This is a genomic window from Micromonospora sp. RTBAU3-60 (assembly GCF_054963695.1).
In genome coordinates, this window is the sequence record NZ_JBUEGB010000001.1 from 276,042 (window position 1) to 292,676 (window position 16,635).

Annotated in this window: 13 protein-coding genes and 1 pseudogene; 7 read left to right on the forward strand and 7 right to left on the reverse strand. The window is 74.3% G+C overall.

The window, feature by feature from the left end:
* Positions 1–69 precede the first annotated feature (69 nt).
* From ACY34I_RS01085 to ACY34I_RS01100, 4 genes are all read left to right on the forward strand, one after another.
* On the forward strand, positions 70–1,092 hold the full coding sequence (locus tag ACY34I_RS01085) for an HNH endonuclease signature motif containing protein (protein ID WP_462751921.1): 1,023 nt from the start codon (positions 70–72) through the stop codon (positions 1,090–1,092).
* Between the two features lie 197 nt (positions 1,093–1,289).
* Positions 1,290–1,514: a hypothetical protein gene (locus ACY34I_RS01090; protein WP_462751545.1), complete on the forward strand. Its 225-nt coding sequence runs from the start codon at positions 1,290–1,292 to the stop codon at positions 1,512–1,514.
* A gap of 444 nt (positions 1,515–1,958) precedes the next feature.
* Complete coding sequence (locus ACY34I_RS01095; RefSeq protein ID WP_462751547.1) at positions 1,959–2,822, forward strand: peptidoglycan-binding domain-containing protein; 864 nt, start codon at positions 1,959–1,961, stop codon at positions 2,820–2,822.
* Between the two features lie 18 nt (positions 2,823–2,840).
* Positions 2,841–4,352, forward strand: coding sequence for a hypothetical protein (locus ACY34I_RS01100; RefSeq protein WP_462751549.1), 1,512 nt, complete (start codon positions 2,841–2,843; stop codon positions 4,350–4,352).
* A gap of 45 nt (positions 4,353–4,397) precedes the next feature.
* Here ACY34I_RS01100 and ACY34I_RS01105 read toward each other — a convergent pair whose 3' ends face one another.
* From ACY34I_RS01105 to ACY34I_RS01130, 6 genes are all read right to left on the reverse strand, one after another.
* A complete protein-coding gene (locus tag ACY34I_RS01105; protein ID WP_462751551.1) occupies positions 4,398–5,210 on the reverse strand; it encodes an SAM-dependent methyltransferase in 813 nt (270 codons plus the stop codon).
* 91 nt (positions 5,211–5,301) lie between these two features.
* Complete coding sequence (locus tag ACY34I_RS01110) at positions 5,302–6,405, reverse strand: glycoside hydrolase family 18 protein (RefSeq protein ID WP_462751553.1); 1,104 nt, start codon at positions 6,403–6,405, stop codon at positions 5,302–5,304.
* 54 nt (positions 6,406–6,459) lie between these two features.
* Entirely contained in the window at positions 6,460–7,254 is a 795-nt protein-coding gene (locus ACY34I_RS01115) for a nucleotidyltransferase domain-containing protein (protein ID WP_462751555.1), read from the reverse strand.
* A gap of 32 nt (positions 7,255–7,286) precedes the next feature.
* Positions 7,287–8,321, reverse strand: coding sequence for an ABC transporter ATP-binding protein (locus tag ACY34I_RS01120; protein ID WP_462751557.1), 1,035 nt, complete (start codon positions 8,319–8,321; stop codon positions 7,287–7,289).
* Positions 8,318–9,829 (reverse strand): ABC transporter permease, encoded by a 1,512-nt coding sequence (locus ACY34I_RS01125; RefSeq protein ID WP_462751923.1) that lies wholly within the window; start codon positions 9,827–9,829, stop codon positions 8,318–8,320. The genes ACY34I_RS01120 and ACY34I_RS01125 overlap by 4 nt, the downstream gene beginning before the upstream one ends.
* Before the next feature lie 56 nt (positions 9,830–9,885).
* A complete protein-coding gene (locus ACY34I_RS01130; protein ID WP_462751559.1) occupies positions 9,886–10,923 on the reverse strand; it encodes an iron ABC transporter substrate-binding protein in 1,038 nt (345 codons plus the stop codon).
* 83 nt (positions 10,924–11,006) lie between these two features.
* Here ACY34I_RS01130 and ACY34I_RS01135 point away from each other — a divergent pair.
* Positions 11,007–13,568, forward strand: a pseudogene (locus tag ACY34I_RS01135) (AMP-binding protein); the annotation flags it as partial.
* Here the strand turns inward: ACY34I_RS01135 and ACY34I_RS01140 are convergent.
* On the reverse strand, positions 13,506–14,432 hold the full coding sequence (locus tag ACY34I_RS01140) for a diacylglycerol/lipid kinase family protein (RefSeq protein WP_462751561.1): 927 nt from the start codon (positions 14,430–14,432) through the stop codon (positions 13,506–13,508). The pseudogene ACY34I_RS01135 and the gene ACY34I_RS01140 sit on opposite strands and share 63 nt — an antisense overlap.
* A 153-nt stretch (positions 14,433–14,585) precedes the next feature.
* Here ACY34I_RS01140 and ACY34I_RS01145 point away from each other — a divergent pair, with 153 nt between their 5' ends.
* Together ACY34I_RS01145 and ACY34I_RS01150 are read left to right on the forward strand one after the other, a co-directional pair.
* On the forward strand, positions 14,586–15,794 hold the full coding sequence (locus ACY34I_RS01145) for a hypothetical protein (protein WP_462751563.1): 1,209 nt from the start codon (positions 14,586–14,588) through the stop codon (positions 15,792–15,794).
* Between the two features lie 160 nt (positions 15,795–15,954).
* Complete coding sequence (locus tag ACY34I_RS01150; protein WP_462751565.1) at positions 15,955–16,635, forward strand: hypothetical protein; 681 nt, start codon at positions 15,955–15,957, stop codon at positions 16,633–16,635.

A 16,635-nucleotide genomic window follows, 5' to 3' on the forward strand; every position in this document is an offset into this window, starting at 1 on the left:
GCGCTCGAGAAGACCGACTCCTGCTGGTATCTCATGGGACGCGCCCGGAGCAACGGCTACGGTTCGATCATGGCCGACGGCAAGCGTGTCAGCGGACACCGCTTCGCCTACGCCGCATTTGTCGGTGACATACCGCCAGGCCATGAAATTGATCATCTCTGCCGAGACCGGGCCTGCGTCAATCCGGCTCACCTGGAGTTGGTCACCCGGGCTGAAAATCTCCGGCGACGGGATCATTTCGGAAAGCCCCTGGGGCACCTGGCCGTAGCCGACCGGCTTCTCGCCCGCCGGTTCGTCGACAGTGACGGGTGCTGGATCTGGACCGGAGCCAAAGTATGCGGCTACGGCGTCCTCTCCGTCGCGGGCCGGACCCGCTACGTCCACCGGGTTGCCTACGAACTCGCCAGTGGCACGCTCGACGACGACGTGACGCTCGATCATCTCTGCCAAAAGCCGGCCTGCTTCAACTCTGATCACCTTGAAGCTGTGCCCCGGAGGGAGAACAGCAAGCGAGCAGCGACGTCGAGCAGACGCCGACGTACCTGCCGCAACGGGCACGTCCGACAAGCGGTCGGTGTCAACTCGGACGGAACGTGCGCAGGCTGTCATCCCGACCGCCGGCGCAAGGGTCCTCCTCGGCGTACGGACGTACATATCAGGTGCGCCAAGGGGCACTCCTACGCCGAGACCGGTCGTTACCCCTCGGGCGGCTGCATCGCCTGTCAGAAGATCAAGGACGAGGGCCGACGGAAAGGTCTGCGTCCACCCGTGCAGTACTGTCCTCGCGGTCACGACACGTTCCAGGTAGGCAGATCGCGTGGCAACGGCGAGTGCCGTGAGTGCGCCCGGCAGTATGCCCGCACCCGATACGGCTACCGGCGCACCGCAGCGGAGCTGGTGACCCACTGCCGGAATGGGCACGTCCGTACTGACGACAACACCCGCACCGTCGGCAGAACCCGGAATGGCCAGCAGCGTACAGAGCGACTCTGCCTGGACTGCCGGCGCGAGGCGGTGGCCCGCCACGAACAGCGGCGAACTGCCCGCTACGGGCCGATGGCGGGCGGCCTTCAGCGGCGCTCCCACCACTGACCGATCTCGGCTCTGCCGCGGGGCCAGCATCGACACCAGACCAGCCAGCGCCTACGGCATGACCGTCTATTGATCCGCGGATCCCGGCCGCCCGGCGCCGCGCCTGGCGGCCGGGCCGCGTCAGCCGGTCTTGCGGCCCACCCGCAGTATTCCGAGGTGGGGTGGTGTTGTTGCCGTGCGGACGCCACCGGGGAAAGGTGACCAGCGACCTGGTGCACTGGCCCGTCCGCGCCATCTCCGGCCACGCCGCTCGCGTCGCCTGGATAGCGGGCACCCTGGCCGACGCGCGGGGCGGCGTAAGGGCGGCGCGGCCCTCGGAGCGGCCGGCGCGCGGCGTACGAGCGCTCTGGGCGGCGGCGCGGACGAGCGCCCTGGACCCGACGCGGGCAGCGACGCGCGCACCGACGGCGCGGGCCGCGTAGGCGAGCGGCGTGGGCGGCCCGACCGAACCGGTGGGCCGCCGCGCCGATCGTGCCGTGCATCACCGCCCGGCGGAGCGGCCGGCTCCACCGATCCCCCACGACCGGCCCGACCGGTCGGCGGCGACGCTGCTCGATCGGCGCGGATCGGCCGCCGCTCGGGTCGCCGCGTCGCCGATAGCCGACTCATGCCTTGCCGCGCTGACCTGGACTTTCGACAGTGGACGCAGCCTTCGGTCGGCACGCCTCGGCGGCCGGCGAGGGCGCGGCGACCCGCCGGTGTGGAGGCCACCGCGCCGGCCCGAGCGGAGAGCGGAGACACGGTGATGGACACCGCCACAGCCGACCCGGACTACCAGGTGACCGTCTTCGAGGAGGACGACGACCCGGAGTCCCTGATCGGCGACGACGTCGACTACGACCTGGCCCTGGACGAGGAGCACTGACGTGAGCGCTCACCTGGCACCCACCCTGCGGGTGCTGCGCGATGAGATCAACGCCCGGTGGCCGCACCGGGACCGCGGCTCCGACGGCTGGATCGGCGACGCCGCCCACCAGGCGCGCGGCTCCCGCTCCGACCACAACCCGGATGGCGACGACCGCTCGGTCAACGCCATCGACGTGGACGTCGACGGCATCGACCCGCTGCTCGTGATCCGCCACTGCATCACCCACCCGTCCTGCCAGTACGTGATCTACAACCGGGTGATCTGGAGCCGCGTCCGCGGCTTCGCCCCCGCCCGCTACACCGGCTCCAACCCCCACAACAAGCACCTGCACGTCAGCGTCAGCCACCAGCGCGCGCTGGAGGACAGCCAGCGGCCGTGGGGCATCGCCGCCGCGGCGGTGACCCGGCTGGGCGACCGGGTGCTGCGCGACGGGTGCCGGGGCAGCGACGTACGGGAGTTGCAGACGCTGGCCAACCGGCTCGATGCCGGGCTCACGGTCGACGGGGCGTTCGGGCCCCGGACCACCGCCTGGGTGCGCAGCTTCCAGCGGGCCCGGGCGCTCACGGTGGACGGCGTCGTCGGCCCGGCCACCCTGGCGGCTCTGCGGAAGGCCACCGCGCCGCCCCCGTCGCAGCCCGGGCGCGCGCCCGGGTCCCGCACCGTGCGGCGGGGCAGCACCGGCGAGGACGTCGCCTTCGTCAAGCGCTTCATCGGCACCCGCCGCTGCGGCCCGCCCGGCGTCGACTTCGACGAGCGCACCGACGCGGGCGTCCGCTGGTACCAGCGGATGCGCGGGCTCACCGACGACGGCATCGTCGGCCGGCTCACCTGGGCGCAGATGGGCGTCCGGGTCACCTACTGAACACACTCGGGAGTCCTCATGCGGGTGTCCTTCCGTCCGGCCTGGGACGGCTTCGCCTTCACCAACGCCTTCGTCAACCAGATCAAGATCATCGGTCTGCCGATCACCGAGACCAAGGGCCGGTGCGGCGGCATGGCGTTCGCCGCGCTGGATCACTGGCACCGGCGGCTCCCGGTGCCCGACGCCGGCTCGCTCCCGGCCGACGGCAACCCGGTCGCCGACTACATCTACGACCGGCTGATCACCAGCATCATGGACAACTGGGCGATGTACGCCCAGTTCATGAGCACCCCGGACCACCCGACGACGCTGCGCGGGATCGGCGTGGCCCGGATGACCCGGGAGGAGCAGTTCCCCAAGCTCAAGCAACTGCTCGACCAGGGACTCCCGCAGCCGCTCGGGCTGGTCCAGTCCCGCGACCCGGCCGGCTTCGGCAACGACCACCAGGTGGTGGCGTACGGCTACGAGCAGGACGCCACCCGGACCCGGATCTTCATCTGGGACAACCGGTTCCGGCGGCGGGAGGACGTGCTGGAGTTCAAGACCGCGTACGACCCGGCCGACCGGGCGGTGCGGCAGAGCAACGGCGACGAGTGGCGGGGCTTCTTCGTGGAGCGCTACTCCCCCCGGACGCCGTGGTACCTCTCCGCGGGCAAGCTGCTCAGCGACCGCTCCGACCCGCGCATCTACGTGGTGCACGGCGGGGCGAAGTTCTGGGTGACCAGCCCGCAGGAGTTCGATCGGCTGGGGCTGCGCTGGACCGAGGTGGTCGAGCTGCCCGACGGCTCGACGGCGTACGTCGCCGACCGGCCCGGCGACCGCCTGCTGCTCCGCGAGATCGACCGCCCCGAGGTGTACGTCACCTATGGCGGCCACGGCTTCCACATCCCCGACCCGGACACCCTGATCCGGCTCGGCTTCGCCTGGTCCGACGTCCGGGTGGTGCCGCGCGACTCGCTGCGCGCCCTGACCCCGGTGCCGATCGACGGCACGGTGCTCCGCGAGGAGCACAAGGATCCCGTCTACCTGGTGTCCGGCGGCGCGCTGCACCACGTACCGGACCCCACCACGTTCACCGCGCTGGGGCTGCGCTGGGACCGGGTGGGGGTGGTGCCGGACGGCGCGCTGGCCAAGCTGCCGATGGGCGACCCACTGCCCACCAGCCACCTGCCGGCCTGGTCCGAGCTGCCGGCGGGTCAGCTGATCACCCGGGACCACGACGCGGTCGACTACCGGATCGAGGCCGGCGCCAAGCCCGCCGACGAGGTGGAGTTCGTGCTGACCCTGGGGTCCGGCCTGACCTGGCGCAAGGAGATCGGGCTGCACGCGAAGGACGGCGACTGGACGATCGCGGTGCAGGACGCCAAGCGCACCGACGCCAACGGGCTCTACCGCTACCAGCTCCCGGAGGGGCAGCTCCGGCTGCGCAAGGCCAAGCTGTTCGGCGCGGTCACCGGCGTGCTGGAGCTGAACGACCTGGACCGGCTGCCGGCCGGCGCCCGGGTCACCTTCACCTGGGTGCGGGACTGATCCGATCCCGGCCGCCCGGCACCGTGCCCGGGCGGCCGGCCCGGGTCAGCCGTTCTTGCGGCCCACCGCGCAGTATTCCGAGGTGGGGGTGGTGTCGTTGCCGTCCGGACGCCACCGGGAACAGGTGACCAGGCCGGGTTCGAGGAGCTCCAGCCCGTCGAAGTACCGGGCGATCGCCGCCGGGGTCCGGACGGCCATCTTGGCGGCGCCGCCCTCGTTCCACATGGCGAGCGCCCGGTCGACCGCCTCCGGGTTGACCTCCCGGGTCGGGTGCGACAGGACCAGGTAGCTGCCGGGCGGCACGGCGTCGACCAGCCGCCGGACGATGCGGGCGGCCTCCTCGTCGTCAACGACGAAATTGACGATGCCGAGCAGCATGATGGCGATCGGCTGGTCGAAGTCCAGCGTCCGGCGGGCCTCGGCCAGGATCAGCTCCGGGTCGCGCAGGTCCGCCTCGATGTAGTCGGTGGCGCCCTCGGGGCTGCTCGTCAACAGGGCGCGGGCGTGGACCAGCACCATCGGGTCGTTGTCGACGTAGACGATGCGCGACTCCGGCGCGGTGGCCTGGGCGACCTGGTGGGTGTTGTTGGCGGTCGGCAGGCCGGTGCCGATGTCGAGGAACTGCCGGACGCCGGCCTCGCCGGCGAGGTGGCGGACCGCGCGGCCGAGGAACTCGCGGTTGAACCGGGCCGACTGGACGAGCTCCGGCATGAAGGCGAGGACCTGCTCGGCGGCCTGCCGATCGGCCGCGAAGTTGTCCTTGCCGCCGAGGAGGTAGTTCCACAGGCGGGCCGAGTGCGGGACGCTGGTGTCCAGCGCGTCGGCGCGGGCCGGGGCGGTCAGGGGCTGCTCGGTCACCGACGCTCCTTTGTGTCTGGTGGTCGCGCACAGCGTAGGTGCCCGTCGGACGTGCGGCAACCGTCGGCCCGGCCGGCCGGGTCCCGCCCGGTCAGCTCTGCCGCAGCGCGGGCATCGGCACCGGGGCGGCCAACGCGGTCGCGCCGGCACCGGCGCCGCGCTCGCAGGTGTTCGGCGGCACCGTGCCGATGCCCCGGGTGGCGGGGCGTTCGGCCGCCCAGAACATGAAGCCGAGCATGCCGGCGGTGGTGCCGGCACCGCGCGGGGCGACGCTCTGCACGTACGGGGCGGCGGCCTGCTGCACCGAGGTGGCGTAGTCGACGCACTCCGGCAGCGGCTTGCCGCCGTAGGCGAGGTAGACGCCGCCGGTGAACTTGGCCGGGGCCAGCGGCGGCACCGGCGGGCTGTACTGCGGCTTTCCGTCGACGTGCTCCTGCCAGCTCGCCTGCGAGGTGCTGGCGGAGGCGGGTCGGGCGGGCACCATCGCGTTGGCGTAGTCGAGGACCGGGGTGTCGGTACGCAGCCAGTCGGCGGTGGCCTTGCGGTTGAGGTCGATGAGCCACCGGTCGCCGGCCGCCACGTCGATGGTGAGCCGGGCCTCGGGCCGGGCGCCGGTGGCGTCGTACGGGTGGATCGCCCGGTAGGCGTCGATGAAGGACTGGAGGCCGGTGAGGTTGGGGCTGCTGTTCTGCTCGTAGTCGATCTCGATGCCCACGCCGAGCCGGGTGGCGACGGCGGCGGCCCGCTGGCCGAGCAGGGTGGGGTTCTCGGCGAGGGCGGCGTCCCAGTCGTCGGTGTAGGTGATCCCGCCGATGGAGAGCATCACCCGCACGCCGTGGGTGGTGAACCAGCCGACGATCTCGGGGGTCATGCCGCGCGGCACGCCGTCGAGGGTGGTGGCGTCGGTGGTCTGGTGCAGCAGGTCGAGCGGGTTGACGAAGCTGAGCACGACCAGGTTGACCGAGGGCCGCCCGTCGCCCCGGTCGATCAGCCAGTGGTTCTGGCTGTCGAACTCGGTCACGGTGCGGGCGGTGCCCCAGGTGCAGTAGTCGTTGCCGCAGTGCCAGGCGCCGTAGACCTGGATCGGGGTGGCCGCGGCGGGTGCGGGCGCCGGCCGGGGTGGCGGCGCGGCGGCGGCGGGCGTGGTGGTGGCGAGCGCGAGCAGGAGCGCGGCCAGCGGTACCGAGCGTCGCATGGGGCCTCCCCGACTCAGCGGTACACCTTGTTTACAGTAGAGCGTCGAGCTCCGTCAATGCGTGCCGGCGATTTCGTCGAGGACCCGGCGCTGGAAGGCGCGGGCCTCGGGGCCACTCGGCGGCAGGCCGCCCCGGCGGGCCGCGATCGACCGCTCGATCAGGTCGGCGTCGTCGCGGCCGGGGCCGGGCCGCGCCTGTCCCGCCGCGAGCCGCCGCCCGGCGTCCACCTTGGCCAGCCAGACGCCGTCGCGGCAGCGAACCAGGGAGCGGCAGGCGCCGAGCACGGCGTCCTCCGCGCCGGGGGCCGGGCCGTCCCCGGACGGGGTCGGCAGCGCCAGCCACCAGGTCAGCGCCGCGACCAGCAGCCGGCGCAGGTCCTCCGGCGTGGGATCGGCGAACACGTCGGCGGCGGGCGGGCCGAGCAGGCTCAGCCCGGACTGGCGCAGGATGCTGCGGTCGAGGGCGTACCAGAAGCGCCCGTCGGCGGCGGGCCGGTCGGCCGGGTCGTACGTGGCGCGGAACGGCATGGTCGCCCCGGTGTTGAGTTCGACCTCGAAGCCCGGCTCAGGGGTGCCGGAGCCGGCGACGTCCCGCCGGTAGGCGACCAGTTCCAGGCCGCGCGCCGGGCAGGGCAGGGCCTCGTGCCGCAGCCGGTCCACCAGCGCCCGCTTCGCGGCGCCGTCGAGCGGGCGGGCGACCACCAGCGCCACGTCCACGTCGCTGCGTCCCGGTTGGTACGCGCCCAGCCCCACCGAGCCGGCCGCGTACGCGCCGACCAGATTCTCGCCGAGCACCGCCCGGGCCCGGTCCACCAGCTCGGCGAGGTATCCGCGTACGTCGTCGTCCATGCCCGCATCCTGCCGGTCGGCCCGGCGGCGGCTCAGACCGGCCCGGCGTACGCGCGGACCTGCCCGCGGACCGTCACCCCGACCTGGGCACCGGCGGACAGCTCGGCGCCCTCGTCGAGCGTCCGCGCGGTGAGCAGGGTGCCGTCGGGCAGCCGGAGGGTGGTCAGCGCGTCGTGTCCGTGGAAGTCCTGCCGGACCACCGTCGCGGCCGACCCGCCGCTCGGGGCGAGTCGGAGCTGTTCGGGGCGGATGAGCACGGTGACGGTGCCGCCGGTCGCCGGGCCGCGTAGCGGCAACCGGCCGAGCGGGGTGACCGCCACATCGACGTCGACGGTGGCCGGCAGCAGCACGGCGTCGCCGACGAACGCGGCAACCCACGGGTCCGCGGGGTTGCGGTAGACCTCGGCCGGAGGACCGCACTGGACGATCCGGCCGGCCTGCATCACCGCCACGGCGTCCGCCATGGACAGCGCCTCGCCCTGGTCGTGGGTGACCAGCACGACGGTCGCCCCGTCAGCGCGCAGCGCCTGGCGGACGTCGGCGCGCAGCTCGCCACGGAGCTGGGCGTCGAGAGCGCTGAACGGCTCGTCGAGGAGCACCAGCGGCGGGCGAGGGGCCAGGGCCCGGGCCACCGCCACCCGCTGCTGTTGCCCACCGGAGAGCTGGTGCGGCATCCGCCCGCCGTATCCGGCGAGCCCGACCAGGGCCAGCACCTCCCCGACCCGGCCGCCACGCCGGTCGGCCCGGGCCAGGCCGTAGCCGACGTTGTCCGCGACGGACAGGTGCGGGAAGAGCGCGCCGTCCTGCGGCACGACCGCGACCCGGCGGCGGTGCGGCGGCACGTGGAGCCGGTCGCCGGCGAGCTGTCGCCCGGCGACGGTGACCACGCCGGAGTCGACCCGTTCGAAGCCGGCGAGGCAGCGCAGCAGGGTGGTCTTGCCGCAGCCGGACGGGCCGAGCACGGCCAGCAGGTCACCGCGGGCGACGTCCAGGTCGACGCCGGCAAGCGCGGCCACCCGGCCGTACGACTTGGTCACCCCGGTCAGGGTCACCATCCTCTCGGTCATCGGGCACCTCCGGTGAGTCCGGTTCGGACGGCGAGCAACCATGTCGGCACGGCGGCTAGCGCCACCAGGATCGCGGCGTATGGGGCGGCGGCCGCGTACGCGGCGGTGGACGTGTGGGTCCACAGCTCGGTGGCAAGTGTGTCCATCCCGGTCGGGCGCAAGAGCAGGGTGGCCGGGAGCTCCTTCACGCAGGTGAGGAACGTCAGCGCGGCGCCGGCGCCGATGCCGGGCAGCGTCAGCGGCAGGGTCACCGTGCGGAACACCGTGAACGGGCCGCGCCCGAGGGACCGGGCGGCCTCTTCGACGGCGGGCGGGCTCTGCGCGGCGGCGGAGGCCACCGCGCCGACGGCCAGGGGCAGGAAGAGCGTCGCGTACGCCAGGGCGAGCAGCCAGGCGCTCTGGTAGAGGGGGTAGGCCACGTTGACCGCGAAGAACACCAGGGAGAGGCCGATGACCACGCCGGGCAGGGCATGGGCCACGTAGGTGAGCCGGTCGAGCACGGTGGCGACCGGTCCCGGCGCCCGTGCGGTGAGCAGCCCCAGCGGCAGGGCGAGGAGCATGGTCAGTGCCGCACCGGCGAGGGAGACCGTCAGCGACGCGCCGGCGGCGGCCGCGATCTCGGCGAGGGAGCCGGGGCGGGACACCCCGGCCGCGAGCCACCGGGCCAGGCCGGCGGCCGGCACGCCGAGGGCGAGCCCGTTCACCGCGAGCAGACCGGCCAGCGCAGGCCCGCGCCACCGGGCCAGCCGCAGCCGTACGGGGGGTCGGACGGCGGTGCTGGCGTACCGGGCGTCGCGGGTGCGGGTGGTCAGCTCGGCGCCGATCAGCAGGACGGTGAGCAGCACCAGCACAGTGGACAGCACGAGAGCGCCGGTGCGGTCGAAGCCGAGGTTGAACGCGGTGAAGATGGCCCGGGTGAAGGTGTCGACCCGGACGATGGAGACCGCGCCGAAGTCGCTGAGCACGTACAGGGCGACCAGCAGTGAGCCGGCGGCGACGGCGGGGCGGATCTGGCGCAGGGTCACCCCGAACAGGGTGGCCCATGGTCCCTTCCCGAGTGATCGGGACACCTCCTCCTGGCCCGGGTCGGTCCGGTTGAGCGCGGCAACCGCGGGCAGGAAGACGTACGGGTAGGAGCAGAGGGTGAGCAGCAGGGCGGCGGCCCAGAAGCCCTCGAAGCCGGTGACGGTGGCGGTCCAGGCGAAGCCGGCCACATAGGTGGGGACGGCCAGCGGCAGCGCGGCGACGACGCCGAAGACCCGCCGGCCGGGCAGGTCGGTGCGGGTCACCAGGAGTGCGGTGCCGACGCCGAGCACGGCGCAGGCGGCGGTGACCACGGCGGCGAGAGCGAGGCTGCGTAGCGCGAGCACCGCGACCCGCGCGGTGAACAGCTCGGCGGCGACTCGGTCACCGCCCGCCTCGCCGGCGCGTACGGCGAGGTAGACCAGCGGTAGCAGGGCGACCGCGACGGCGGCGGCCGAGGCGGCGGTGAGCGCCGGGCGGCGGATCGGCCGGCGCGGCGACCGCCGGGCCTCCGCCCGACGGTCGCCGGCCAGGACGGCGCTCAGGCCAGCCCCGCTTCCTTGATCATTGCGACGGTGGCGTCGAGGGTGTCGAGGTCGTTGAGGTCGATCTTCGGCGCCTCGAGGGCGGTCAGCTGCGGCAGACCCGGCGCGGCGGGCACCCCGGCCGCCAAGGGATACTCGAAGGTCTGGGTAGCGAAGTAGGTCTGCGCCTCGGTGCCGAGCAGGTAGTCGACCAGCGCCTGGGCGTCCGGGTCCGCGCCGGCCCGCTCCAGCAGGCCGACGCCGGCCGCGTTGACCAGGCCACCGGTGTCGCCGTCAGGGAAGAAGTGCAGCTTCGCCTTCAGCACGTCGGTGCTGCCGCCGCGCTCCTTGGCCAACTCGTACACGTAGTAGTGGTTGACCAGGCCGACCGCGAGGGTGCCGGCGTCGATGTCGGCGACGATCTGGACGTTGCCCTCCCGGATCTGCGGCTGGTTGGCCTTGAGCCCGGTGAGGAACTCGCGCGCCTTGGCGTCACCGTGCTGCACCCGCAGGGCGGTGACGAACGCCTGGAAGGAGCCGTTGGTGGGGGCGACACCGATCTTGCCCCGCCACTTCGGGTCGGTCAGCGCGAACACACTCGTCGGCAGTTCGGCGGCACGGACCTGGTCGGCGTTGTAGGCCAGGACGCGGGACCGGCCGCTGACGCCGACCCACCGGCCGTTGGCGTCCCGGTACGCGGCCGGGACCCGGTCGAGCTGCTCGGCGGGCAACACCGCGAAGAGGCCGGCCTTGCTGACCGCGCCGAGCGCGCCGGCGTCCTGGGCGAAGAACGCGTCGGCGGGGCTGCGCTTGCCCTCCTCCAGCAGCTGCGCGGCCATCTGGGACGTGGTGCCGTAGCGCACGTCGACCTTGACGCCGCGGGCCTTCTCGAACTTCTCCAGCACCGGCTTGACCAGGGCCTCGCTGCGGCCGCTGTAGACGGTCAGCCGCTTGTCCCCGGGCTTGCCCGGGTCGCCGTCGGGGCCGCCGCAGGCGGTCAGGGACAACAGGCCGACGAGAGTGCTGGCCAGAAGGAAACTGAGACGCTGTCGCACAGGTAAGGCTTACCTTACTGGCCCCGGTCGAAGCAAGCCGCCCCCTCGTTGGAAATTAGGTGAGGCTCCCCTAACCTGTCGCCATGCGCGTCCTCCCCCACACCGGGCCGGCGCCGTTCGTCCGCGCCCTGGCCGGGCACGGCGACCGGCCGGCAGTGATCACCGCCGACGGCCGGCTCAGCTACGCCGAGCTGGCCGAGCGGGTCAGCGAGCTGGTCGCCCGGCTCGGCCCGGTCCGCCGGCTGGTGCTGCTCGCCGGCGCGAACCGGGCCGACGAGCTGGTCGCGTACCTGGCCGCGCTGGCCGGCGGACATCCCCTGCTGCTGGTGCCCGGAGACCACGACACCGCGACCACCGAGCTGACCCAGGCGTACGACCCGGATGTCGTGATCGGCCCCGTCGACGGGGAACTCGTGGTGGACGAGCGCCGCCCCGGCAGCCGCCACGAGCTGCACCCCGAGCTGGCGCTGCTGCTCAGCACCTCCGGCTCGACCGGCTCCCCCAAGCTGGTCCGGCTGTCGTCGGCGAACCTGCAGGCCAACGCCGAAGCGATCGCCGAGTATCTGGACATCCGCGACACCGACCGGGCCGCCACCACCCTGCCGCTGCACTACTGCTACGGCCTGTCGGTGGTGAACAGCCACCTGCTCCGCGGGGCGGCGCTGATCCTCACCGGACTATCGGTCACCGACCGCTGCTTCTGGGAGCTGTTCCACGCCGCGCACGGCACCACCCTGGCCGGCGTGCCGTACACCTTCGACCTGCTGGACCGGGTCGGCTTCGACCGGATGCACCTGCCCGACCTGCGCTACCTCACCCAGGCCGGCGGCCGACTCGACCCGCAACGGGTGACCAGGTACGCCGCCCTCGGCCGCCGCCACGGCTGGCGGTTCTTCGTCATGTACGGCCAGACCGAGGCCACCGCCCGGATGGCGTACCTGCCGCCGGAGCTGGCCGAACACCGACCGGAGGCGATCGGGCTGCCGATCCCCGGCGGGTCGTTCCGGCTGCGCCCGCTGCCGGACCGGCCCGAGCCGGACACCGGCGAGCTGGTCTACGCCGGACCCAACGTGATGCTCGGCTACGCCGAACGGCCGAGCGACCTGGCCCTCGGGCGCACCGTCACGGAGCTGCACACCGGCGACGTGGCCCGGCGTGCGCCGGACGGGCTCTACGAGATCGTCGGGCGGGCCGCCGAGTTCGCGAAGATCTTCGGCCTGCGGGTCGACCCACGGCGCGTGGCGGAGCGGCTGCGGCGGGCGGGCGTCGAGGCGTACTGCGTCGGCACCGACCGCGAGCTGGTGGTGGCCGCGACCGGCGCTCACCACCCCGACCGGGTGCGCCGCCTGGCCGCCGCCGCGGCGGGGCTGCCGGCCCGCGCGGTCCGCGCGCACGTGCTGGCCGAGCTGCCCCGGCTGGGCAACGGCAAGCCGGACCTGGCGGCCGTCCGCGCCCTCGCCGCGCCGCCAGTGCCCGCCTCCGCGCCCTCCGGGGCGGGTCCGGACCAGGTCTGCCGGCTCTACGCCGAACTGCTGGACCAGCCCGACGTCAGCCCCGACCAGAGCTTCGTCGACCTGGGCGGCGACTCGCTGTCCTACGTGGAGGCGTCCGTCCGCCTGCAGGTTCTCCTCGGCGACCTGCCCGCCGACTGGCACACCACCCCCATCCGGGAGCTGGCCCGGCCGGCGCCAGCCCGGCCGGCCCGGCGTCGGGTGCTGGAAACCGGCGTGGCCCTGCGGGCGCTGGCGATCGTCGTCATCGTCGGCTCACACATCCCGGTCTTCACCATCAAGGGCGGCGCGCATCTGCTGCTCGCCGTCGCCGGGTTCAACTTCGCCCGCTTTCAGCTCACCACCGCGCCCCGGCGGGAGCGGGTACGCGGCGGCGTCCGCGCCGTCGGCCGGATCGTGCTGCCGTCGGTGGCCTGGATCGCCCTGGCCGGCGCGGTCACCGGCGACTACACGCTGGCCAACGTGCTGCTGCTCAACGGCGTCCTCGGCCCGCACGACGGAGCGACTCAGTGGCATTTCTGGTTCATCGAGGCGCTGGTCCACCTCCTCCTGGTGGTCACCGTGCTGATCGCCGTACCGGCCGTGGACCGGATCGAACGCCGATACCCGTTCGGGCTGCCGCTGGCGCTCGCCATCCTCGGCCTGGTCACCCGGTACGACCTGCCCGGTCTCGCCGCCCGCGGACACGTGCCGGAGTCGGTGGTCGTCGGCTGGCTCTTCGCGCTGGGCTGGGCGGCCGCCCGGGCGCGCGGGACCGCGCAGCGGGTGGTGGTCACCGCCGTCGCCGCGCTCACCGTGCCCGGGTTCTTCGGCCAGCCGTACCGGGAGGCGTTCATCGTGGCCGGCTTCGCCCTGCTGGTCTGGGTGCCCCGGCTGCCCAGCCTGCCGGCCATCAACCGAGCGGCCGCCGTGCTGGCCGGCAGTTCCCTCTGGATCTACCTGACCCACTGGCAGGTGCTGCCGGTGGTCGGGCCGTGGTCGCCCGAGCTGGCACTGGTCGCCTCGCTCGCCGTCGGGATCGGCTGCGCCGCGGCCGTCCGCGGCGTGACCCGGCGGCTGGCCCGGCTCGGCTCAGTCAGGGCAGCAGACGGTCAGCGCCCCGGGCACCGCCTTCACCTTCAGCCGCCGCGCCGTGCCCCGCGCGCCGCCGTCCAGCTCGTACGTCTTCGGCGCGGCGAAGCGCACCCGGACCCGGTGACCACGGGTGATCCGGACGAACGGCGAGTCGGCGGAGCGGCCGGCGGCCATCCGCCCCAGCGTCCGTGCCCAGTCGACCGCGCCGCTCGCGGTGGCGACGCCGATCTCCAGGGCGCCGTCGTCGGGGCGGGCGTCGTCGAAGGCGGGGATGCCGCCGGTGATCGTGCCGACGTTGCCGAAGAGCACGCAGCTCGCCTCGCCGTCGAACCAGTCGGCGCCGTCCACCCGGATCCGGGTGCGGACCAGCTCGCCGCGTACGTGCCGTAGCCCGGTCCAGACGTATGCGACCCGGCCCAGCCGGCCCTTGAGCCTGCGGTCGGCGTCGCGGATCAGGTCGCCGTCGAAGCCCGCGCCGGCCATCACGGCGAAGTGCTCCCGGTTGAGCCGGCCCAGGTCGAGCCTGTGTCGCGGGCCGTGCAGGGCGATCCGGACCGCCTCGGGCAGGTCGGTGGGGATGCCCAGGTTGCCGGCGAAGAGGTTCGCGGTGCCGGCGGGCAGGATGGCCATCGGCACCTCCGTCCCGGCCAGGGCGTCGGCGCAGCGCTGCACCATCCCGTCGCCGCCCCACACCAGGATCAGCTCGGCGCCCCGGTCGAGGGCCTTGCGTACCTTCTTCGGCGCCTTGCGGCTCTTCGGCACCTCGTACCAGAGGAGCTGGCCGACCCCGGCGGCGACCAGGCGGGTGCGCAGCTCGTCGAGGCCACCGCCGAAGGTTTTCTTCCGGTGGGCGACGACCGCGACGACGCCGGCCGCCGGGGTGGCCGGGTCGACGACGGGGCGGTCGGCAGTGGGCGTGCTCATGACCCCGGTGGTACCCAGCGGCCGGCGTGGGCACGCCTGGACACCGCGCGACGCGCCGACTTCGACCAGCGGCACCCTGTGATCAATCGACTGCGTTCGGTAGAGTGCGGACGTTGATCGCTGGCGATGGCCGGTGGCCGGAGAGGTGCTGGGATGACTCGACGAGGCGGGCGGTGGACGCGCGTTGCGCTGCGCCTCGGGCTCCTGCTCGGCGGGGTCGTCGTGGCGTGGGGCGCCCACGAGGCCGCCACCAGCCCGGCCGCCTACGCCGCCGAGCGTCCGCCGGCCGCGCCGGTGGACGCCGCCGCCGACCTGCTCGCCGGCATCCTCCGCCCGGTCCTCGAGGCGGCGGCACCTCCACCGGCACCGGAAGCGCCCGCCGACGTCGCGGCCCCACCCACCCCGCCGGCGGCACCCGGCTCCCGCCCGGCGCCGCCGCCGACCCGGACGGCACCGAGCCGCCCGGCCCCGGACCGGGCCTCGCCCCGGCCGGGCCGGGTGTCCGCCCCGCCGGCCCGCCACCTGGAGCCACCGGCGCGGGCCGGCGCGCCGAAGCCCGCCGAGGCGCCCCGCCCGGCCACCGGGCTGCTCGGCGGGGACGCACTGGCACCGGTGGGTGACGTCCTGGGCACGGTCACCGACCCGGTCCGTTCCGGGGTGCTCACCCCGGTGGCCGAGGCGCTACGGCCCGTCACCGACCCGGTGCGCGGCGGAGCGCTCGCCCCGGTGGCCGACGCGCTACGGCCGGTCACCGAGCCCGTGCGGACCGGCGTGCTCACCCCGGTGGCCGACGCTCTCCGTCCGGTGACGCAGCCGCTCGCCCCGGTCCTCTCGCCCGTCTGGCAAGGGCTGGATCCGGTGCTCGAGCCGCTGGATCCCGTGCTCGAGACCCTCGAACCGGTGACGGACCTGGTGGATCCGCCACCCGCGGCGACGCCGCCGGCCGGCCCGGTCGGCGAACCGACGCCCGGCGACGGCCCGGTCGGCGAGCCGATGCCCGGCACCGGCCCGGGCTGCGTCGGGCCGGCCACCGGACCGGTCGACGCCCCGGCCAGAGCCGCCTCGGAACCCGCACCCGGCAGCGCCCCGACGGATCGGCCCACCACGACACAGCTCTCGTCCCTGCCGCGTCTCGCCGGGTCGGACGGCCCGCATCCGGTCGGGCCGGACGCGGACTCCGCGCCGGCCACGACCTTCCCCGGCACCAGCGGATCCGGCGCGTCCGGCACCGTCCACGGCGGCCCGGCCGACGCCCCCACGTCGGCATGGACACCGCCCAGCCTGGCCGGACACCGTTGCCAACCGACCGGTGGCGGCGCTCTCCCCTCCCGCTCGCCCCGCCCGGGCACCCGGCCCGCCTGACCGGCGGGCCGTTTCGTGCCGTCCGCACGGCACAGGCGGCCCCCGCGTACCCGTGTGCCTTGACGGCCCCTGGTGGCCCGTGCCGGCCCGCGGCGGTCCGCGCCGACGCCGGCATCCCTTCCCCGACGTACCCGATCACGATGGTGACCAGGAGTTACCCATGAACGTGAGCATGCCCGTCGTCCGGGCCCGGTGGTGCGACATCGGCCGGATCGCCGATCTCGCCGCCGAGGCCCTCGCACCCACCGACCTCGGCGCCTGGCTCGTCCCCGACGAGCACCGCCGGCCGGCCGTCCTCGCCACCGTGGCCCGGATCTGGGCCGAGCACGCGCTGCTCTTCGGCGACGCGTTCCTGCTCCCGGACGGCACGGCCGCGACCGTCTGGTTCCACCGCTACCGGCCGATCCCACCGCCGGCCCGGTACGCCGACCGGCTCGACGACGCGTGCGGCGCGGACCGGGACCGCTTCCTCGTGCTCGGCCGAAGCCTCGCGGCGCGCCGGCCCACCGAGCCGCACAACCATCTGGCCCTGCTCGCCGCACCGGGCCCGGCGGAGTCGGGCCACGCCGCGGCCGTGCTCGCCAGGTCGCAGCGCTGGATGGACACGCTGAGCCTGCCGACGTACGCGGACGTCTTCACCGAGGCGGGCCGCGAGCTGTTTCAGCGGCACGGCTACACCCACCGGGACGCCTTCCCGCTCGACGGCGACACGACCACCTACTCGATGTGGCGGCTGTCGCCGTTCTGGACCGGCCGGTCCAGCCGCAATGCCCGCTCGCCGGTGCGCCGTCCACTCGTCCTGCCCCGCAACGGCCCGGTCCACCGGTGGGCGCTGCACTGA